The 21,006-nt window shown below is 45.1% G+C and carries 14 protein-coding genes and 4 tRNA genes; 14 read left to right on the forward strand and 4 right to left on the reverse strand.

Features of this window, described 5'->3' with window-relative positions; genetic code table 11:
* Positions 1-39 precede the first annotated feature (39 nt).
* The 3 genes from hrpA to GTQ48_RS13870 all read left to right on the forward strand — a co-directional run bounded on the left by hrpA (position 40) and on the right by GTQ48_RS13870 (position 5,039).
* Entirely contained in the window at positions 40-4,059 is a 4,020-nt protein-coding gene (hrpA, locus tag GTQ48_RS13860) for an ATP-dependent RNA helicase HrpA (RefSeq protein ID WP_163107204.1), read from the forward strand.
* Between the two features lie 130 nt (positions 4,060-4,189).
* Positions 4,190-4,492, forward strand: a complete 303-nt coding sequence (locus GTQ48_RS13865; protein ID WP_163107205.1) for a PilZ domain-containing protein — start codon at positions 4,190-4,192, stop codon at positions 4,490-4,492.
* 337 nt (positions 4,493-4,829) lie between these two features.
* Positions 4,830-5,039 carry a DUF2061 domain-containing protein gene (locus tag GTQ48_RS13870; RefSeq protein WP_163107206.1) on the forward strand — a complete coding sequence of 70 codons (210 nt, stop codon included), beginning with the start codon at positions 4,830-4,832 and terminating at the stop codon, positions 5,037-5,039.
* Positions 5,040-5,202: 163 nt separating this feature from the next.
* Here the strand turns inward: GTQ48_RS13870 and GTQ48_RS13875 are convergent, their stop codons facing one another.
* The gene (locus GTQ48_RS13875; protein ID WP_163107207.1) at positions 5,203-6,396 is read right to left on the reverse strand and encodes a class I SAM-dependent rRNA methyltransferase; all 1,194 of its coding nucleotides are present in this window, start codon (positions 6,394-6,396) and stop codon (positions 5,203-5,205) included.
* A 274-nt stretch (positions 6,397-6,670) separates the two neighbouring features.
* On the opposite strand from GTQ48_RS13875, the gene GTQ48_RS13880 reads away from it, so the two are divergent.
* The gene (locus tag GTQ48_RS13880) at positions 6,671-7,648 is read left to right on the forward strand and encodes an NAD(P)H-quinone oxidoreductase (RefSeq protein WP_163107208.1); all 978 of its coding nucleotides are present in this window, start codon (positions 6,671-6,673) and stop codon (positions 7,646-7,648) included.
* A 17-nt stretch (positions 7,649-7,665) separates the two neighbouring features.
* On the opposite strand, the gene rnhA is transcribed toward GTQ48_RS13880, so the two are convergent.
* The gene (gene rnhA, locus GTQ48_RS13885; RefSeq protein ID WP_032095875.1) at positions 7,666-8,136 is read right to left on the reverse strand and encodes a ribonuclease HI; all 471 of its coding nucleotides are present in this window, start codon (positions 8,134-8,136) and stop codon (positions 7,666-7,668) included.
* Between the two features lie 260 nt (positions 8,137-8,396).
* Here rnhA and dnaQ point away from each other — a divergent pair, with 260 nt between their 5' ends.
* The 9 genes from dnaQ (at position 8,397) to GTQ48_RS13930 (ending at position 15,072) form a co-directional block, all read left to right on the forward strand.
* Complete coding sequence (gene dnaQ, locus GTQ48_RS13890; protein ID WP_163107209.1) at positions 8,397-9,101, forward strand: DNA polymerase III subunit epsilon; 705 nt, start codon at positions 8,397-8,399, stop codon at positions 9,099-9,101.
* A 37-nt stretch (positions 9,102-9,138) separates the two neighbouring features.
* On the forward strand, positions 9,139-10,674 hold the full coding sequence (locus GTQ48_RS13895; RefSeq protein WP_163107292.1) for a TIGR03503 family protein: 1,536 nt from the start codon (positions 9,139-9,141) through the stop codon (positions 10,672-10,674).
* Between the two features lie 206 nt (positions 10,675-10,880).
* Positions 10,881-10,957, forward strand: a tRNA-Asp gene (locus GTQ48_RS13900).
* Positions 10,958-10,985: 28 nt separating this feature from the next.
* Positions 10,986-11,062, forward strand: a tRNA-Asp gene (locus GTQ48_RS13905).
* Between the two features lie 38 nt (positions 11,063-11,100).
* Positions 11,101-11,177 (forward strand) — tRNA-Asp (locus GTQ48_RS13910).
* A 58-nt stretch (positions 11,178-11,235) separates the two neighbouring features.
* Positions 11,236-11,312: transfer RNA gene (locus GTQ48_RS13915), tRNA-Asp, on the forward strand.
* Between the two features lie 157 nt (positions 11,313-11,469).
* On the forward strand, positions 11,470-13,020 hold the full coding sequence (locus GTQ48_RS13920; protein WP_163107210.1) for an EAL domain-containing protein: 1,551 nt from the start codon (positions 11,470-11,472) through the stop codon (positions 13,018-13,020).
* A 127-nt stretch (positions 13,021-13,147) separates the two neighbouring features.
* Entirely contained in the window at positions 13,148-13,846 is a 699-nt protein-coding gene (lolD, locus tag GTQ48_RS13925; protein WP_163107293.1) for a lipoprotein-releasing ABC transporter ATP-binding protein LolD, read from the forward strand.
* Entirely contained in the window at positions 13,846-15,072 is a 1,227-nt protein-coding gene (locus GTQ48_RS13930; RefSeq protein WP_163107211.1) for a lipoprotein-releasing ABC transporter permease subunit, read from the forward strand. The genes lolD and GTQ48_RS13930 overlap by 1 nt, the downstream gene beginning before the upstream one ends.
* Positions 15,073-15,323: 251 nt before the next feature.
* Here GTQ48_RS13930 and GTQ48_RS13935 read toward each other — a convergent pair whose 3' ends face one another.
* Positions 15,324-16,670: a dicarboxylate/amino acid:cation symporter gene (locus GTQ48_RS13935; protein ID WP_163107212.1), complete on the reverse strand. Its 1,347-nt coding sequence runs from the start codon at positions 16,668-16,670 to the stop codon at positions 15,324-15,326.
* Between the two features lie 115 nt (positions 16,671-16,785).
* Between GTQ48_RS13935 and GTQ48_RS13940 the strand changes: the two genes are divergently transcribed.
* Positions 16,786-19,335, forward strand: coding sequence for an Ig-like domain-containing protein (locus tag GTQ48_RS13940; protein WP_163107213.1), 2,550 nt, complete (start codon positions 16,786-16,788; stop codon positions 19,333-19,335).
* Between the two features lie 108 nt (positions 19,336-19,443).
* Here the strand turns inward: GTQ48_RS13940 and astB are convergent, their stop codons facing one another.
* Entirely contained in the window at positions 19,444-20,784 is a 1,341-nt protein-coding gene (gene astB, locus GTQ48_RS13945) for an N-succinylarginine dihydrolase (RefSeq protein ID WP_163107214.1), read from the reverse strand.
* Between the last annotated feature and the right edge of the window lie 222 nt (positions 20,785-21,006).

Consider the following 21,006-nt stretch of genomic DNA (forward strand, 5'->3'; position numbering starts at 1 on the left):
AATTTAACGCTCTAAAGTCATTTTCCGTAGGATGTTACTTTGTCTTCACCCATTGCAATAAAACCGCTTTATCAAAAACTTGACGCTTGCCTTACCGCTGATAAATTTCGATTGAAGCGACGTATTACTCAGCTCGTTCAAGCCCTCAAGGCTTCTGACACCAAAGCATCTGAAACCAAGGCCTCTTCTAAAGCCAATACTGTATCTGACAGTAAAGCCGCTCCTGAAACCAAGTCTGCATCTGACGGTAACGTCGTTCCAAAAGGCAATGAACGCAATGATGAAAAACTGCTGCAGCAATTTGAAAAATTAGAGAATGACATTGCACGCTCTGCTGAGAAAAAAGCCCAGCGGAAAGCCAATTTACCCGAGGTCGACTATCCACCGCTGCCCGTCAGCGATAAAAGAGGGGATATAAAAGAGGCCATTGCGAATAACCAAGTTGTTATCGTTGCAGGTGAAACGGGCTCAGGAAAGACCACACAGCTGCCAAAAATTTGTTTGGAGTTAGGCCGCGGTGTAGACGGAATGATTGCACACACGCAGCCAAGACGACTTGCCGCGCGAAGCGTAGCCACGCGTATCGCTGAGGAATTGAACACGCCTCTTGGGGAGAAAGTAGGGTTTAAAATTCGCTTCAGCGACCAAGTCAGCGAACGCAGCTATGTAAAGCTGATGACCGACGGCATGCTGCTAGCTGAAATGCAGCAAGACAGATTCTTAAATCAGTATGACACCATTATTATTGATGAAGCCCATGAGCGAAGCCTTAATATTGATTTTCTTCTGGGGTATCTACGTCAGCTGCTAGATAAGCGCCCAGATCTAAAGCTAATCATTACCTCTGCAACCATCGATCCTGAGCGCTTCTCTGAGCACTTTAATAATGCGCCCATTATCGAGGTAAGCGGCAGAACGTATCCTGTAGAGGTTCGCTATCGCTCCAATGAAGATGCTGACAACGAAGTGGAGCAAACTGATGCAATTATCCACGCTGTCGATGAGCTTATGGGCGAAGCGCCAGGGGATATATTGGTGTTTCTCAGCGGTGAGCGGGAAATACGTGACACTCAAGATGCCCTGAGTAAACAACATTACCGCAACACCGAAGTGGTTCCTCTTTATGCTCGCTTATCGGCTTCAGAGCAAAATCGAATATTTCAGTCTCACAGCGGTAGGCGCATTGTACTCGCTACCAATGTAGCGGAAACCTCTCTCACAGTGCCCGGCATTAAATATGTTATTGACCCTGGCTTTGCACGTATTTCTCGCTATAGCGCCCGCAGTAAAGTGCAGCGATTACCCATAGAGCCAATTTCCCAAGCATCGGCGAATCAACGGGCAGGGCGCTGCGGTCGTGTATCTGACGGTATCTGTATTAGGCTTTACAGTGAAGACGACTATTTGGGCCGCCCTGAGTTTACGGACCCAGAAATATTGCGAACCAACTTAGCGTCAGTCATTTTGCAAATGCTGGCCTTAGGTTTAGGTGATATTGCAGCTTTTCCCTTTGTACAGCCCCCAGATAATCGCAATATCAATGACGGCTTTAGGCTGCTAGAAGAAATTCAAGCAATTGCAAAACACAAAGACAAGACGCAGCTGACGAAAATGGGAAGAAGTATTGCGCGGCTCCCTATCGACCCTCGCTATGCGCGAATGGTTATTGAAGCAGACAGTACCAACGCGCTTAGCGAAGTTATGGTTATCGCTGCAGGCCTCTCTATACAAGACCCACGAGAGCGGCCTCAAGAAAAGCGTCAACAAGCAGATGAGAGTCACAGTGAGTTTGCAGATAAAGACTCAGATTTTATCAGCCTTCTTAACCTGTGGTTAGGTTTTAAAGAGCAGCAAAATAACCTTACCCAAAACCAGCTTAGGAAATGGTGTAAAACGCGGTTTATCAACTACCTGCGTATGAGAGAGTGGCAGGACATTGTCAGCCAATTGAAAAAATCTATTGCCGAATTAGGATTTGGGATCAGCAGTCAAGAAGCCGACTACCAGGCTATTCACCAAGCGATTGCCAGTGGTCTTCTATCTCATTTGGGCTTTAAGGATAAAGACCGAGAGTATTTAGGTTCTCGAAATACCAAGTTTATGATCTTTCCGGGCTCGGGTTTGTCGAAAGCACAGCCTAAATGGATAATGGCGGCAGAGCTAGTAGAAACATCAAAGCTGTTTGGCCGTATGGTTGCCAAAATCGAGCCGTCTTGGATAGAGCCCCTTGCCACGCACGTGACGCAAAGTAGCTATTCAGAGCCTCACTGGTCCAAAAAGAGAGGCGCTGTTATTGCCTTTGAAAAGGTAACACTTTTTGGGCTGCCAATTGTGATGAAGCGAGCGAAAGTGTACAGCCTTATTGACCCCGCTATTTGTCACGAGCTATTCATTCGCGAAGCGCTGGTGGCGGGCAATACGAAAATCAATTATCAATTCCTGCAGGAAAACCAAGCATTGCTTGAGCAGGCAGACGAATTTGAGCAAAAAACTCGACGCCGAGATTTGCTGGTCGACGATGAAGAGCTTGCACACTTTTATGCTCAGCGTGTTCCTGTTGAGGCAAATAACGACGCAGCCTTTAAAAAGTGGTTTAAGCAGCACGGTAGTAATGAAAACCTAACGTTTACGGAAGACGATGTTTATCGTCAGCAGCCTGGGCAGTCTGTTGCCAATGCGTTTCCTGATATTTGGCGACAAGGTAACGTCACGCTGCCCCTTCGTTATAACTTTGAACCGAACGCTGAAGACGATGGTGTCACTGTTCTTATTCCGCTGCCCGTACTTAACCAAGTTGATGATGTTGGTTTTGATTGGTTAGTACCGGGGCTAAGGCACGAGCTTATTGTGGGAATGATAAAAACCTTGCCCAAACGTTTGCGTAGAAACTTTGTTCCTGCGCCTAATTTTGCAGATGCTTGCCTTGCCGATATCAGTGAAACAGACAAAAACAATCGCCCTGTAGTGATGGTAAATGCAGTGGCTGATAAATTGCGCAAAATGACAGGTGTTGTGATTGAGCCAGAAGATTGGAACTTCGAGCAACTAGACAAACACTTAAAGATGCATTTTGCTGTGACCAACGATAACAATGAAAATATTGCGGTTGGTGATGATTTGCACGCCCTGAAACGGCAGTGTGCAGGACAAGTGCAAAAGACGTTCGAGAAAGCGGCTACCCCTGATTTAGAACGAAACGATATTGAGCAGTGGGATTTTGAAAGCATTCCTGAAACCTTTGTGCAAAAGGTGGGGGGCTTTGAAGTACAGGCATTCCCAGCGCTGGTAAGACGGGGGGACAAAGTAGATATTGCCCTTGTTGATGAAGCCGATAAGGCCGAACTTGAACATCGACAAGGCGTGAATGTTTTAATTAAAAACGCCATGCCTTCTCCACTGAATTACTTACAAAACAAGCTGCCGAATAAAGCAAAGCTGGGGCTTTACTTTAACCCCTTTGGTCATGTTAAAGCGCTCATTGATGACTGTATTTTTGCGGGTATCGATGCCTTAGTGTCTGACTTTTGCAAAGCGCATAATACTGATATTAGAAAAAAGACAGACTTTGAAGCCTGTGTTGATAAAGTCAGGGCTGACATTAATGACAGAGTGCTCGATATTGCTAAGCAAGTAGAGCAGGGGCTTACGCTTGCCCATCAATGTCAAAAGCAAATGAAGGGCAATGTGCCACTGACAATGATTAGCGCATTAGGCGATTGCAAGGCTCACTTAGCGTCGTTGGTCTATCCTGGGTTTGCCTCGCAAATTGGTGAAGGAAGGTTAGAGGATTGGAACAGATATATAAAAGGTCTCTCACGTAGGTTGGAAAAACTGCCCATCGATCCTAACAAAGACAGAATGCATCAACTGACCATTGAAAAGAGTATCAAAGAATGGGAAAAGGCTCGCAGTAAATACCCGAAGGGAAAGGTACCAGAGGCCCTTGATGACGCGCGGTGGATGATTGAAGAATTAAGAGTATCTTTGTTTGCACAACAGCTTGGTACCGCTTACCCCATATCGGCAAAACGTATTACCTTGTTCTTAGACGATTTTTAATTCTTGCTATTAGACACTGTATGTACACATAATTGTACGTAATTTAATCACTTAGTTTGACAAGTGTTTATCCTCAATCTATAACAGAAAGAGGGTAGTAAGCGTGAGCTAAAAATCAGAGGAAGTAGGCATGCTAGGATACGACGACAAGCGTAATTTTTTCAGGATGATGGTCAACTCGCCGTGTCAATTACAGGTTACCGACGATGAGTCTAGCCGTACGATGCAGGCAATGTGTAGGGATATAAGCGCAACGGGCATGTCTTTAGAAGTTGATGAACCAGCCATTGAGGTGGGAACGCAGATTAGTGTTGCCATTGAGTCCTCTAGCTCCCAAATACCATCACTAGCAGCCCTTGCTAATGTGGTGCGATGTGAACCGGAAACCGATGCAAGTTGCATTATCGGTGTTGAAATTACTCAAATGAAATAGCACGACTTAGGTTTCACGACTTAGGTTTCACAAATTAGTTAGCGCAAATAAAGCACCGCACAGCAAAAGGCGTATAGGCGTAGCTTGCCCGTACTACTGCAACACAACAGTTGCGCGCTATTATTTGAATTTTAAAAACGGCGTAGGTCACTTTGGGACCTACGCCGTTTTTTTGTGTCTTGATTAAAAAAAGCGATTACCTTGTTATAGAAAAAGTGTTAGTAATCTTACTTGCAATTGATAATAATTCTCATTACGATACTAGTCATTACGGTATCAGTCATTAAGATATTAGCCATCACGAATTAAGTGAAACTAAGAATTAGAGGAGCCAATTGTGAAAAAGACAATAACATTTGCCATTATGCACTTTGCGGTAGCATTTACTGTTGCCTATTTACTAACGGGTAGTATGATTGTGGGTGGTCTGGTGGCACTCGTTGAGCCAGCAGTGAATACGGTGGCTTTTTACTTTCACGAAATGGTGTGGAAAAAGCTAGAGGAAAAACCTGAGAGTGACAGTGGTTTGTCTCAGGTGGCACTTTAAGGTAAAACACGGCGGCAAACATAACGTGAGGTAAAACATAACCTTATGTTATGCCAACACTCGCCTCACACAACTGCTTGCCCACACAACGTTATGGCGTTTGACAAGCTTTCGCGACGCAGTTGCAAACGCTTGTCAAGTTCGGCGACTAACGTGTTATACGTTAGTCGTCAGTGACTTCACAAACCAGACCTTTCAAATAGTAACCTTCAGGGTAGCTGCCAATGATAGGGTGGTCAGAGGCTTGATTAAGCCTAGCAATAATTTTTATGGTACGACCTGCATCAAGGGCGGCATCGGCAACAATTTTTTGAAATAGATCTGCAGGCATCAGGCCAGAGCAACTAAACGTCAGTAGAAATCCCCCTGATCTCACCGCATGAATGCCGTACATATTTATGTCTTTGTAGCCGCGGGCTGCGCGATTGAGGGTGGCCTTGTTATCGACAAATTTTGGTGGGTCGAGAATAACCATATCAAACTGCTTTCCTTCACTTTGATACTCTCGTAATGCTTTAAAAACGTCTTTATTGATGTATTGCGCTTTATCTTCGTCAAGTTCGTTAATAGCAACGTGGTGTTTTGCTAAGTCTAGAGCGGGTTGAGACACATCGACGTTGGTAACTGATTTTGCACCACCTTTTAGCGCGTAACATGAAAAGGTGCCGGTATAACTAAAGCAGTTTAATACGTCGGCGTCTTTTGCATAATAGCCGGCGGCAGCGCGACTGTCTCTTTGGTCGAGGTAGAACCCTGTTTTGTGGCCAGTTTCAATATCAACGACAATCTTGAGGCCGTTTTCTAAAACGGTAACTTGGCTAGGTGGTGTGCCGTGCAATACGCCCATCACTGGCTCTAGCCCTTCTTTTTTGCGCACATCTACATCGCTGCGCTCATAGATATGCACATCGGGAAGTAGTTTAGTAATTGCCCACACTATTTTGCTTCTGTGTTTTTCTCCACCAGCACTGAGCAGTTGAACCACGGCCACGTTGTCGTATAAGTCGATAGTAATGCCAGGCAGGCCATCACTCTCTGACGCTATCCATCTAAATGCGTTAGTTGTTGCGGAATTGAACAAACGTTTACGAAGGGCTAAAGCAGTTTCTAATTTGCGCATAAAAAAGCCGTTGTCGATGCTTTCATCTTTTTTAAATGTCCACATACGAATTCGAATTTTTGATTCTGGAGAATAAGCCCCGCGTCCTAACCATTCACCTTCAGAGTCGAAAACATCCACCGTATCGCCAAGCTTTGCTCGGCCTTTTACTTCAGCTACCGCGCTTTCAAAAATCCACGGGTGGCGCCGACGCAACGATTTATCTCGATTAGGCTGAAGGATGACTTGTGCTGACATGAAGGCTCTCTTACTCAATAAAGTAGATATAAAAAGGTTTAAAGTGGATAAAATTACGTGGAAATCCACGTGGATGCTCCCGCGAATAACTTCGCAGCGGCCACGCACGCAATAATAATATTATACCGAAATTTTGCTTACCTTGTGTCGGTATCTGTTGTGAAAAACAAATTGAGATGACAAAGTCAGCAGGTCAAGCGCTAACTAAACTTTAACCTTGGCAGTCCCGTAAACAAGTCACATCCGCAAATGCGGTTATCGACAGGAGAGCAAAATGTATTACATAGACTTTGAAAAAGGATGTTCGCCCTCAAAACTCGTTGTTAAAGAAAGAGAGTCCTATGAGCTGCCCGATGGAATGGTAAAAGTGGCGGTGAACGCTTTTGGCGTTAATCGCGCTGATACATTACAACGTCAGGGACACTATCCGGCTCCACAGGGAGAAAGCCCAATACTCGGATTAGAAGTTGCAGGTACCGTAACGGAAGTGGCATCAGGCATCACCAATGTAAAAGAGGGTGATCGCGTGTTTGGGCTCGTCGCCGGTGGTGGATACGCAACAGAAGCTATCGTTAACCCTTCCCATTTAATGACTATTCCACAAGGCATGCCTTTTGTTGAGGCAGCGGGGCTTGCCGAGGTCTTTTTAACCGCTTTTCAATGTTTGCGAACCATAGCTCATGTGAAGCCCGCTCAGCATGCCCTTATCCATGGAGGCGCGAGCGGAGTGGGTCTGGCCGCTACACAGCTATGTCGTTATTGGGGAGTACACAGTGCAGTGACGGCGTCAGCTCAGGAAAAGTTGAATTTGTGCCAAGAGAATGGGGCAGAGCTACTGATAAACTATAAAACACACTCATTTGCCGATGAAATTAAACGGGAATGGCCTGAAGGCATTGATATGGTGCTTGATATGGTTGGGGGAGACTATCTCAATAAAAATCTCAGCGTGATAAAACAAGATGGTATTATCGTTAACCTTGCCATGTTAGCCGGGCGCTACGCTGATAATTTAGATATGGCACTATTACTCGGTAAACGCGCCACTATCACGGGAACAACCCTTCGCAATCGCAGCGATGCGTACAAAGCAAATCTTATTAGTGACTTTGCCACAGTTTGTTTGCCAGCGTTTGAAACCGGTGAGCTGGTGGTGAATCTAGACACCCATTACAACATTAAAGACATAAGCAAGCCCCATGCTCGTTTAGAAAGTAATGATACAAAGGGCAAGATAGTGGTGTCTTGGTAAATTGAACCTAAAGCAATCTATTTGGCAACGAAACCATCGTCTGGTTTCGTTGGCTTAGATTCAGCCGCAGTTCTTGCTAATACGTCGCATCGTTCATTTTCTGGGTGACCTGAATGCCCCTTCACCCAATGCCAGTTAACGGAATGCTTTTTCACAGCTTCGTCTAGTCGCTTCCATAAATCTGCATTTTTCACAGGCTTTTTATCTGATGTTTTCCAGCCGTTTTTGCGCCAGTTATGGATCCACTGATTAATCCCATTTTTAACATATTGGCTATCGGTGGTGAGTTCTACTTTACAGGTTTCTGTTAAAGAATTGAGCGCTTCAATGGGAGCCAGGAGCTCCATTCTATTGTTGGTGGTGTGCGCAAAGCCATCGCTTAATTCTTTCCTATGACCTTTATAGATAAGTACGGCGCCATACCCTCCCGGTCCTGGATTACCTAGACAGGAGCCATCGGTAAAAATATCTATGGTTTTCTGTGTCATGTCTTCTTTTCCCATATGTTTTTCACCGCACGCTTTGTAACTGCAGCTTTTTAATCACGCACTCGCTCATCGCGGCATTGCTAAACGCAGCATTTGGCAAGAAGTGTCCTTTTTATGTTAAGCGCCTATCAGCTTTAGTTCAGCTTTTGTCAGCTCTTATATAATGCTCTGATACATTTATTTTAACTATTTCCCTTAGTCTGTAGCGAAGGCCTTGATATACTATCAAAAAATAGAAACACATTAATAGCAGAGGATGTATGCGCCAAATTGTTTTAGATACTGAGACGACGGGTATTGACCCAAAAGAAGGCCATAGAATCATTGAAATTGGCTGTGTTGAAGTAGTAAACCGTCGTTTAACTGGTAATCACTTCCACGCTTACATCAACCCCGGTCGTCACATAGAGCAAGAAGCGATAGAGGTACATGGTATTACCAATGAATTTCTCGCAGATAAACCGGTGTTTTCATCTGTGGCAAATGATTTCGTGAATTTTATCAAAGGTTCACAGTTGGTAATTCACAACGCGCCCTTTGACGTTGGATTCATGGATCATGAATTCAAAATGGAAGCGCGAACCAAAGGTGTGGTTACCAGTAAAATCTGCGATGTACTGGATACGCTCACTCTTGCCAGAAAAATGCACCCTGGGCAGAAAAATAATCTTGATGCCTTGTGTAAGCGCTACGGTATAGACAACAGTCATCGAACGCTGCACGGTGCATTGCTCGATGCCGAAATTCTTGCCGATGTTTATTTATTGATGACAGGTGGGCAGACCAAATTGAAATTGGCGTCTAGCGGCACCAGTGATGCCGATGCTACAGCACTTCGTCGTATTGAGCGTTCGGCAAATAAATTAAAGGTTATCAAGGCCAGCGCCGATGAATTAGAACAGCATGAAGCGCGACTGAATATTGTCCAGGAAGCGGGTGGTAACTGTATATGGCGACCAGAGTGATCAAAACGAGCCAGCTGTAGATAACCGACATAACGAAATGCAGGAGCATAGCAACGTGAGAGTGTGGATTTATTGCGTAATTGTCCTTTTGGGCACGTGGTGTACAAACGCGTCTTCACAATCGTTGCGGGAGCAGCAAGATCTTGCACTACAAACTGCTGATGGCGCGGTAACGTCAGAGGACGACGCAAAGCAGTCGGTAGACACCTCTGTTATCTCTGAGCTTGGAGATGATTACACCAATTCCATAGAATTGCTGAAGAATCGTTTTCGTGTGGACTACAACGTTGAAGAGATCACCATGGTGTTCTTTCGCAAATACGGTTCTGCACCTGTTGTATTAGTTCGTCCCGATGGCTCTAAGTTATTTCAAGGCAGGGTAGACGAAAAAAAAGTTGAGTGGTTCGATTCCGATTCCTTCGACATGATCACGATTAAAAATCCTGTCCCCGGCCCGTGGCAAGCAGTAGGGCAAGTGCTACCAGAAAGCCGAATAATGGTTGTTTCTGATATAGAGCTAACCGCCGACCCACTTCCAAACATCCTTTTTTCTGGCGAGATTTTAAAGTCTACGGCCTATCTCACAAATGGTGGAGAAGAAATAAAAAACAACGAATTTCGAAACGTTGTGGATGTGGAAATAGAATTTATAAGCACCAATAATGCAAACTACAACAACTTTGGCGCAGTAGACGAGTTAGTTGCAACGTTTGAAGACGATGGCCTGGGTATGGATGAGCGGCCTGGAGACGGTATTTTCACCGGCCAGTTCAATTTAAAAATAGCGTCGGGAGAGTGGAAGCCTGTTTTTTCTGTCGCAACGCCAATGATGACTCGCGAGCAAGAGGGCTCACCAATCGTACTGCATGAAAATCCGGTAGACATTTCGGTGGTAATGAATGAAAACGATTCCGGCTACCATAACCTGCTTATTGATGTAGACCGAGAGCTCGTGCAAATCGACTCCTTGTTGGTAGATGGAAAGGTGCGCTTTCCCAATGGGGATACTCAAAACTTTTCCCTTACCGAAGGTGGACCAGACGCAAGGGAATACCAGATTGTTGCTTATGAAAAAGGCGTATTTCGCGTAAAACTTACGGCTTATGGCACCACTACTGATGGCCGAGACTTTATTCTTGATGTACCAGAATACACATTCTTAGGTCAGGGCCCTGCAGAGCCTGAAGTAGAAGACCCTCTCGTGTACGGCGAAGACCCTATCGTAGATGGAAGCGCCCCATTGGTTACCAGCAACACTGAAACGCCGCTTAATACCGCAGAACAGTCGTCTGAGGGCGATATGGATTCTGCCACACTGACGCTTCTGATCATTGCTATTAACGGTTCAATCATTCTCATTGGCCTTATTGTCGCTGTTATTATTATCTTAAAACGGAAAAAGGGAAGTAGTGGAAAGGCTGTACCTTCAAAAGCTAAGCCATCAAAAGCAGAGCTTAAGAAAAAAGCCAAAAATAATGCTGCTGATGAGTCTAATTTGACCCTAGATGACAGCCCCAAAGGGATAAAGAAATTGTTTGCGATGTTTAAAAGGAAAAAACAGGATGAAAGCTAGGCCTGTAGGTCTTAGTCTTGGCGTAAAATTATCCATCTTGGATTTTATTTCGACATTGTGTTTATTTAACAGGCAAACAAACTGCAGATGACAATTTTATTAATAAAAAGCATTGACTCCACATTGGGGAATACGTATTATCTGCGCCGCAGTGAGGGCACAGGGTTACAGCAACCTTTTTAACTCACTGATAACATTGAGATTGTGGAGCGGTAGTTCAGTTGGTTAGAATACCGGCCTGTCACGCCGGGGGTCGCGGGTTCGAGTCCCGTCCGCTCCGCCACTTTCAATGATATAACTAAAAGGTCTTCGGAGCGGTAGTTCAGTTGGTTAGAATACCGGCCTGTCACGCCGGGGGTCGCGGGTTCGAGTCCCGTCCGCTCCGCCATTTAGTTATTTAGTTTTACAATGTAAGCTCGGTTATGTGGAGCGGTAGTTCAGTTGGTTAGAATACCGGCCTGTCACGCCGGGGGTCGCGGGTTCGAGTCCCGTCCGCTCCGCCATTAACTGCGAGTTATGCATTGAAGTAAAGCTAACGATATATTTGTAAGCCCATTGTGTGGAGCGGTAGTTCAGTTGGTTAGAATACCGGCCTGTCACGCCGGGGGTCGCGGGTTCGAGTCCCGTCCGCTCCGCCATCAATGCAAGGCTTCAATCACACCCCTATACTTCAGAGATGACCTCGCTATTTTGGGCCTAACACTGGTCTGTTATTTACGACCAAAGTGCAAATGCTATTTTTTCAGAATTAGTCTATTCTTTTCATACTTAAAATACTGAAACCCATGTGAAAGTATGAGCCATAAGCCCCTTAATGAGCATATTACTGCAGATAAAGCGAAAGCGGTTCTCGTGTCGCTTGTTAGCGCAATCATTGTCACTCTTCTCCTATTTTTAATTATGCTTTCATTTGTCAAAGAGCAAGAGGAGAGACGAGCGCTAGAAATCCTCAATAATGTGGGTGTAGTATTCCAAGATGCTTCTGCAACGTTGGATAGGGTGAATGAATTAACGTTCGCCCAGTGTAGCAACGAGCATTTATTTGCGATGAGAAAAATCTTATTTCGTTCTCGCTTTGTGAAAGAAATAGGTTTTTACGAAGATGATGCGCTTGGATGCAGTACTTATCTTGGCATTCTTGATGTGCCATTCACCGATGCTGCACCTGACTTTGTAACGATTCAAGACGACATTTTCTGGGTAAATACCCCTCTCGCCTTGTTCGACGAAAAAGCGGTGGGTACTGTCGTGAAAAGGGGGCGTTATAACGCCGTTCTGGATATGGGTAATGTTATCGGCTTCACTCGTTTTCTTGATTGGCAGTTGTTTTATAACGGCGATAAGTTTTACCACATGGCTGGCAATAAAACGCTGCTTAAAAACTCAGTGTCAGAGAGCGAGTTATCAAGCGATTCATTTTTTTCTCTTCATTTTATCAAATGCCATGATGTTTATTATCTTACCTGTCTGAAAGTGGACCCGGACATGAATCGCCTGTTCGATCTACACGTTGGTAAATTGCTTCTTCTCTTTCTAGTCACACTTATGACAGCTGCATTTTCTCATGTACTTACATTTAATTATCTTCGGCATAAACACTCTCTTGAATCGCGAATAAAAAAAGGGCTAGCAAAATCGAGTTTTTACTGTGTGTACCAGCCTTTTGTGGACCTTGAATCTGGTGAGGTCATTGGATGTGAGGTGTTAAGTCGCTTCGAGGATGAATTAGGCGCTATTTATCCTGATGAGTTTATTCCACAAATTAAAGCATTAGGAATTACCCGAGAGTTCACACAAGACATGATCAAGAAATCTATGCTCGAACTTACTAACTGTGAGGGTATTCCAAAAGATTTTAAGGTTTCATTTAACTTATTTCCCATGGATTTTAACCAAGACTACTGCCTCGATCTAGATTTTGCTCTTACTCTTAATACGAAAAATTTTAAGCTAGTGCTGGAAATTACTGAAGATGAGCAAATTTCAACGCACAGTGCCATCAAGCATATTAAATCACTGAAGAGTAAAGGGTTCCTGTTTGCTATTGATGATTTTGGTGTAGGCTACTCAAATCTTAGTCAGTTGAAGACGATGAACTGCGATTTCTTAAAAATTGATAGAAGCTTTGTTATGGAAATGGAAGAGAACAGTATTCGTTCATCCCTTATTCCTCACATTGTTGGTATTGCCAACGGCCTTGAGATTAAGTTAATTGCTGAAGGCGTAGAAAACAGTGAACAGGCCAGTGAACTGCGCAACCTGTCCGTTGGTTTCGGTCAGGGTTGGCTATATGGAAAACCACAATCAGTAGAAAGTCTTGCAGAAAGCGTACAACAGAGCGCTTAAATAACGGCTGATTAACGAGAAAAAGTATAAGCAGTCAAAATAACATGCCCCTGTTATTTTCTATTTGGTGTTGGTAGTGTTTAACGCTACCATTCGCACACGGATAAATAGAGAAGAAAAAAACCGCATGCAGGACGTGCTTTGTTGCCACCACATTCATAAAAGTTATCACGACGGCAGTAATGAAACTCCCGTTCTTCAAGACATATCACTTTCAATTAAAGCCGGTGAGCATGTTGCCATTTTAGGTAGTTCAGGCTCAGGCAAAAGTACCTTGCTTCACTTGCTTGGTGGGCTCGATAAGCCAAGCAGTGGGGAAGTACAATTTAAAGGCAAAACCTTATCCTCCCTAAATGCGAATACTCTTGCTGCGTTACGCAACGAAGAGATGGGGTTTATTTACCAGTTTCATCACTTACTTGGTGAATTTTCAGCACTAGAAAATGTGGCTATGCCTCTGAGAATAAGAGGGCTTTCAGCAAAGGCAGCTCAAGATAAAGCCAAAGCTATGCTTGAGGAAGTTGGGTTATCACATCGCATCTCGCATCTACCTGCGGCCCTTTCTGGTGGTGAACGTCAGCGTGTTGCAATTGCGCGAGCGCTTGTGACCGAGCCTTCCGTTGTACTGGCCGATGAGCCCACCGGTAATTTAGACGATAGCACGGGTGAGCAAATCTATAAGCTGCTAACCTCGTTAAGTGAGAAAAAGCACACTGCATTTGTGGTGGTAACCCACGATCTAGCGTTAGCAAACAGAATGGATAGAGTGCTGCGCATAAAAGATGGAAAGCTGGTTCAGTCTGGTGCTGTTAGGATGCAGTCATAATGTTCGCATTAGAACTTGCAAGGCAGTTTCGTAAAACGCGCTCCCAACAGCGCTTCATTTCCTTTATTTCCATGTCGTCAACGGTAGGCATAGCTCTTGGTTGTTTCGTACTTATATTGCTATTAAGCGTTATGAACGGATTTGAAAAAGAACTCACTAATAGAATACTCAGTGTTATTCCCCACGGAGAGCTATACAGCGTTGATAAGAGAGGCATCGACAACCTCGACGCCCAGCGCTATCGTTTGGAGCAAGACGAGAGAATAGCGCGCGTCACGCCCTATACAAAGCTAACAGGAATGTTGCAGTACAAGGGTGAGTTAAAAGCGATAGAGCTCACCGGCATTATTGCCGCAGACAATCAGCAGTATTTTGAAGATAGGGTGTCACAGCCTCAGTGGTTATCTTTTCAAGCCAACGATAAAGGGGTGTTAATTGGTCAAGGTATTGCCGAAAAGCTTGGCGTGCAGCCAGGCGATGCCGTGCAGGTATTAGTTCCTGTAGCAACGAATGACCTAACTTTTAAAGCGCCTAAGACAATTACCCTGACGGTGAGTGGGTTTTTATCTATAGGTGGAGAGTTGGACAACCTAGTAGGGCTAATGCACCTTGATATGGCATCGAATGCAGCGGAAATAACGTCAAAGGCTCAGGGCATGCAATTCACGTTTTACAATGCGTACTCTGCCAATGAGATTATGCGAGAGATAGGCTATAGCTATCCACAAGCCGTGTATATGTCCGATTGGACTCGTACTCAGGGTCACCTGTATAACGATATTCAACTGGTAAGGGCAGTGGTTTACATCGCCCTTGTGCTTGTGATTGGTGTTGCCTGCTTTAATATCGTGTCGTCCTTGGTGATGGCAGTAAGAGAAAAACAAGCCGCCATTGCAATTTTAAAGACAATGGGCGCTACAGATTCGCTGATACGGACCATTTTTATCTTACAAGGGATCATTAATGGGGTGGTGGGTATCACAACAGGTGTCTTATTGGCGTTGTTAGTCGCACCTAACTTGTCCGCAATCGTGCTGTTTGTAGAGAACGCTTTAGGTATTGAGGTACTCTCAGGAGATATCTACTTTATCGACTTTTTACCGTCTGAGCTACACTGGGGAGACGTTGGCATAACAGTCGCTTTGGCCTTAACGTTATGCGTGTTGGCAACGCTGTACCCAGCCCAAAAGGCGGTAAAAATATCACCGTCTTCAGCGCTTCATTAGTTGCTCAAACTCGAATATGACCGCCAGTATCATTGCACAAGCGTTATTAGTTGCCAGCATTGTGACTACGTGGCGATGAGGACATAATGTTGACCGTATTGAAGCAGGGTGACCGCATTGAAGCGAATGGGGTTTGATGTGAAAGCCCAATAAAAAAGGTAGCGTATAAGCTACCTTTTTTATGTATCGGATAAAGAAAAGATAAACGTTTTAGCTATTCTTGCCATGACGTTTATTATCTTACCTTGCCATTACTTGTTTCGGTCGAAGTGCTCAAAGTCTACGTCTTCTTGTTTTTCACCCGCGTTAGGGTCGTTAAATATATCCTCATCTAACGCGCCTTCGCTTTTAGCAACAACACAGGACACCATGCAGTCGCCAGTAATGTTAACGGCAGTACGGGTCATATCAAGCAGTCTGTCTACACCGATAATAAGGGCAATTCCCTCAACGGGTAAGTTAACTTGCTGAAGCACCATGGCAAGCATAATGAGCCCAACACCTGGCACACCTGCAGTACCGATTGACGCCAGTGTGGCGGTTAACACAACCATCATGTAGTCGCCTAAGCTTAAATCGACAGCGTAAACTTGAGCGATAAATACCGTGGCAACACCCTGCATAATAGCGGTGCCGTCCATATTAATGGTTGCGCCTAAAGGCAAGGTAAATGAAGACACCGAGTTACCCACCCCAAGCTTGTTCTTTGCTGTTTCCATAGTCACAGGCAGCGTTGCACTGCTGCTTGATGTACTAAAGGCGAACAGGGCGGCATCGCGCATTTTCTTAAGTAATATCAGTGGGTTTAGTCCAGCAAGTATCTTGAGCAGTACCGAGTAGGTCACCAAACCGTGAAGGATAAGCACACCAAATACCAAGAAAAAGTACTTGGCAAGGCTGAGAATAGTATCGCCGCCAATGGTTGAGAACAGTTTTGCCATCAACACATACACACCATAGGGTGCTAGGTTCATAATAATAGTCACCAAGCGCATTATTACGGTGTTGATATCTTCAAAAATCGCGGTAAGTCGTTTACCAGCATTCCCCGTCATTGCCATTGCTATACCAAATAGCACTGCAAAAACAATTATTTGCAGCATATTCCCTTGTGCCATAGAATTGATAGGATTACTGGGGAACATGTTGACGATAACGTCTGACAGGCTTGGCGCTTCTTTTGCCTGGAACGTGGTTTCAGTCGTTAAATTTAGCCCGTCGCCTGGTGCAACAATTAGCGCTATACTCATAGCCAGTGTTATCGCTATGGCGGTTGTGACAACATAAAGTCCGACAGACTTTGCGCCTAACCGACCTAACTTACTGGGGTCTGACAGTGTGCTTGTTCCACATATTAGTGAAACGAATACCAATGGCACCACCAGCATTTTTAAGCTGGCAATGAATATTTGGCCTAAAGTTGAAAATATACCTTCTACAAGAATGTTATACGTAGAGAGTTCTAAACCGAATATCGAAAATGTGAAATCTCCGCTATCATCAAACAATAATTGGAGTAACACGCCTGTCAAGATACCGGTTGCCATGCCGATAAAGATGCGAGCGGTTAAACTATACTTGTGTGCAGATTGAGACATGAAAGTTCCCTGTGCATTATTATATTTTTTAGTCTCACGTAGTGTGCCAGATTCATTTGATTTTTAAACATAAAAAACGACGCAATTGCCATTAATAGAGGTTCAGGAACGAATTATGCGGACATTAGCGAAGACGCTAAGCTTATTTAGCGCAATATTTATGCTAACAGCATGTGGGGGAGGCGGTTCCGTCTCTAGAGACGACACGGACAATGGTGCTGGAAATGGCAACGGTGGGACGACTACACCGACCTACACGGTGTCCCTTGCCCTTGAAAATGCCAATGGTGAAGGCGATAACAATTTATCAGAGAACAACAGCCTCACCGTGGTAGCCACAGTCACCGACCAAGACGGTAACGCACTGTCTGATAGCTTAGTGACTTTTGCGCTGGACAATGCCGCGCTGGCAACCTTTGCTAATGATACAGGCACCGCTCGCACCAATGACAGCGGGGTAGCGCGTATAGGCCTAAATGCCAGCACCGCGTCGGGCGACGGTCAAATCACCGCCAGTTTAAATACTGGGGAGACGGGAACGACGACATTTTCGGCAACAGCCGCAACAACCGGCTCAACAGATTCGTCGGTAACGCTGACATTGCAAAACAGTGATGGCGAAGAAGACAATGAGCTTTCTACTAATAACGCACTTACCGCAGTTGCAACGGTGACTGACGCAGATGGGAATCCACAAGACGACGTATTGCTTACGTTCTCACTAAGCAACAGTGACCTAGCAGAGTTTTCAAATGACACGGCAACTGCGCTAACAGATGAGAACGGTATTGCATCTATTGGCATGACGGTAAGCGATTTATCTGGCGATGGTGAAGTAACCGTTACCCTACCAACGGGCGAGTCAGGTTCTACAACCTTTAGTTCTCAAGGTCGCACTAGTGTCAGTGAAGAGCCTGCCTCCCTAGAGCTTTTTGCAGACAGTATTCAACTAGCATCAAGCGGTAGCGATGAAGTTGAGTTAATCGCATTGGTGAAAAACGAGCAAAGCGTGCTGATGGAAGGCGTTGAAGTGAGCTTTTCAGCGCCGAGCGCAGATGGCGTTGAATTACAGCTTATTCAAACTACTACAGCGGCAGACGGTACCGCCCGTGCACTATTATCTACTCGAAACAATGCCGCTAATCGCATTGTCACGGTTTCGGCACAAGCAGGTTCCCTTAGCCCAGAAGACGTTTCTATCGAAATTGACGGAACGGAAGTAACGGTAAACGGTGCATCATCAGTTATTTTAAATGATACGGTAAATTACACCATTCGCGTTCAAGACTCTGACGGCACATCAATACTGAATCAATCTGTTCAGCTTGAAGCCAGCGGCGGTACACTTGGCACCTCCGAGGTGAATACCGGTTCAACGGGCCAGGCAACGGTATCCTATACCGCGTCTGAGTCAGGGGAAAATACAATTACTGCGACCGCATTGAATGCCAGTGCTACGTTTACTGTGCAAGTACAGCAAGATGAATTTAACTTCGTCAATCTTCCTACTGAAGAAGTGTCTGTAGGCCAGCAGCAGTCCATTACGGTGCAGTGGCGTCAGAACAACTCACCAGTCGTTGGCGAAGATATTACGTTTAGTGCTTCACGGGGCGTGATAAACGGTGCATCAACGGTGGCAACCGATGCAAACGGTGAGGCTACAATTAGCATAAGCTCAACCAATGCCGGCATATCATCTATCACAGCAACGGCGACAGACGGGAATGGCGATGTGCTTGTTTCTGCGCTCACGCAAGTTGAGTTTGTTGCTACCACGCCACACACGCTAATTGCTGATGCGTCACCGGATTTATTGGGTCCAGACGGTCAAACCAGCACTATAAGCGCTGTTGTGAGAGACGTAGATGGCAATTTGGTGAAAAACAGTGTGATTAATTTCTCAGTGTCAGACGTTTCAACCGGTTTTGTTTCACCTTCACAAGCAACAACAGACAGTAAAGGCATTGCTACTACTGTATTTACGTCAGGGTCAGTGTCTACGCCTGACGCAGTGGTTATTACAGCATTCGTTGCTGATGATCCGGCAATAGAAGATGATGTTGTTTTAACCGTTGGTAACCGTGCTTTTGATATCTCGATCGGAACTGGGAACGAGTTGGAAGAGCCTACTTCAACAACCTACTTAAAACGCTTCAGCGTATTTGTGTCAGACTCTGTGGGTCAGCCTGTTAGCGGCGTAGAGCTAACTGCATCTGTTACCCCTGTTAAATTTGTGGATGGCGGCGAGTATCGTACCGGCTTTTGGTTTTACAACGATGATGAATCCATTTGGCAGGCTATCGTTAATCAAAACTGTGAAACAGAAGATGTGAATGACAACGGTATTTTAGACACTACGCCTCGCCTTGAAGATACCAATGGCGACGACATGTTAACACCAGGCTCTGTTGGCACAATCACATTTGCGGTGGACTCGGTGACTGATGAGAATGGCTATGCGGAGCTAGAGTATCGTTATCCCGCAAGCTATGCGGTTTGGTACGATGCAGTGATTTCCGTGTTCGGTCAATCCACAGGTAGTGAAGCTAAAGCATCGATGCATTACACATTGAGCATTTCTGCTGATGATGTAACTGATGAAGGTTCATCCCCGCCGGCTAATCCGTTTGGCGTAACAGACCAATGTACTGAGGTGACTCCGTAATGCCATTAGATTAGTAACAGGACTAGTTAACAATAAAAAGCCGGCTTCATTGCCGGCTTTTTGATATGCAGTGAAAGCTATTTACGCTAAAGCGCGCCAAGCAGGCTATTACCCCTGCTGAAACGGATAAACCGAGCCTATTTGAAGCAGTTGTGTAAGTTCATCAAGGGCAGTGCGCGACTCAATAAGTAACTGCGGATCTCTCAAGTCATCTTCACTTAATTCATCGCGATAATGCTTATCTATCCACGCATTTAGGCGAGCAAATTGGGTGTCGTTTATCAGCGTAGACTGATTAACACCGTTCAACTCTTCTTCACTCATTGCTACGCGCAAGCGTAAACACGCCGGACCGCCACCATTTCGCATGCTTTGTTTAACATCAAAATAATTAACCGACTTTATGGGCGTACCCAGAGTGACAAGGTTGTCTAAGTAGGCTTTAACAGAATCGTTCTCAGCACAGTCCGTAGGTGCAATAATCGTCATTTCACCATTTGGCAGGGTAATGATTTGCGTATTAAACAAATAGGTCTTCACTGCGTCTTGCACTGACACTTGTGCTGTAGGCACTTCAATGAAGTGCAGTGGCTTTTCACCAAACTTACGCTGTAATTCGGTAAACCCTTTCTCTTTTTCATGAAACGCTTGTTCATGGAAAAAGAGCACGTTTTGGTTACCTACCGCGATAACATCGTTGTGAAATACACCTTGATCGATAACGTCAGGGTTTTGCTGCATATACACAACACCTTCGTCACGCAAGCCATGTAAACGCGCTACCGCTTGGCACGCTTCAAGTGTTTGTCTAGCTGGGTATTTTGTTGGTGCAGGCTTTGTGGGGTCAAAGGCATGTCTACCGTAGACAAATAACTCAACACCTGCTTCGTTATAATCGCTGCACAAACGGGTGTGGTTTGCTGCACCCTCATCGCCAAAATGCTCATTGTCAGGCAGATGTTGGTGATGGGCAAAGTAGGTATCGTTTGCAAACGTACCGCGCAAAATATTGCCTGTGACTTGAGGTTCTAATGACCTGTGAAACTTGTTTGTTAAGTTTGCAGGGGTAAAATGAACTCGCCCATCCGCTGTATCGGCGCTAGGAGACACAGTGGCGGCGTTTGCAGTCCACATGCTACTAGCAGAGCAACATGCTAAAAATATCTCGCGAGATTGCTTTGCAGCGCTTTCTAGCACCCGTGCATCTGTGCCGGTAAAGCCTAATCGACGCAGCGCGTTAATGTCAGGTCGTTCTTGCGGAGCCAACACGCCTTGCATCATTCCCATGTCCGACAGCGCTTTCGCTTTAGCCAATCCCTGTTTAGCCGCCTGCTTTGGACTACTCACTGCATTGGCATTGTTGAGAGAAGCAACGTTACCGAATGATAAACCGGCATAGTTGTGGGTTGGGCCAACAAGGCCATCAAAATTCACTTCAAATTGCTTCATACTTTCCCTCTATTTGGTGTTTGGGCATTTGAACGCTACGCTGTATAGTTCTAGGCATTTAGCAAGGCGTTCAACAATCGCGCTTTTTTTACCACCAATGCGCATCTAACCTTTCACAGCGCGCAGTGGTGCTAGTGGAATGGCTGGCATTATACGGCTTTTAAAGGCTTTGCCAATCGCGCTGCTTATTTCTTGTACAGTTTTTGTGTGAGATTGAAGCAA

The organism is Alteromonas genovensis (assembly GCF_010500895.1).
GTDB lineage: Bacteria > Pseudomonadota > Gammaproteobacteria > Enterobacterales > Alteromonadaceae > Alteromonas > Alteromonas genovensis.

Bases quoted from the DNA above. Each gene is read 5' to 3' on its own strand.
- GTQ48_RS13865 (WP_163107205.1), top strand. From the start codon at position 4,190: ATGCTAGGATACGACGACAAGCGTAATTTTTTCAGGATGATGGTCAAC.
- GTQ48_RS13875 (WP_163107207.1), bottom strand. From the start codon at position 6,396: ATGTCAGCACAAGTCATCCTTCAGCCTAATCGAGATAAATCGTTGCGT.
- GTQ48_RS13880 (WP_163107208.1), top strand. From the start codon at position 6,671: ATGTATTACATAGACTTTGAAAAAGGATGTTCGCCCTCAAAACTCGTT.
- rnhA (WP_032095875.1), bottom strand. From the start codon at position 8,136: ATGACACAGAAAACCATAGATATTTTTACCGATGGCTCCTGTCTAGGT.
- dnaQ (WP_163107209.1), top strand. From the start codon at position 8,397: ATGCGCCAAATTGTTTTAGATACTGAGACGACGGGTATTGACCCAAAA.
- GTQ48_RS13895 (WP_163107292.1), top strand. From the start codon at position 9,139: ATGCAGGAGCATAGCAACGTGAGAGTGTGGATTTATTGCGTAATTGTC.
- GTQ48_RS13920 (WP_163107210.1), top strand. From the start codon at position 11,470: ATGAGCCATAAGCCCCTTAATGAGCATATTACTGCAGATAAAGCGAAA.
- lolD (WP_163107293.1), top strand. From the start codon at position 13,148: ATGCAGGACGTGCTTTGTTGCCACCACATTCATAAAAGTTATCACGAC.
- GTQ48_RS13930 (WP_163107211.1), top strand. From the start codon at position 13,846: ATGTTCGCATTAGAACTTGCAAGGCAGTTTCGTAAAACGCGCTCCCAA.
- GTQ48_RS13935 (WP_163107212.1), bottom strand. From the start codon at position 16,670: ATGTCTCAATCTGCACACAAGTATAGTTTAACCGCTCGCATCTTTATC.
- GTQ48_RS13940 (WP_163107213.1), top strand. From the start codon at position 16,786: ATGCGGACATTAGCGAAGACGCTAAGCTTATTTAGCGCAATATTTATG.
- astB (WP_163107214.1), bottom strand. From the start codon at position 20,784: ATGAAGCAATTTGAAGTGAATTTTGATGGCCTTGTTGGCCCAACCCAC.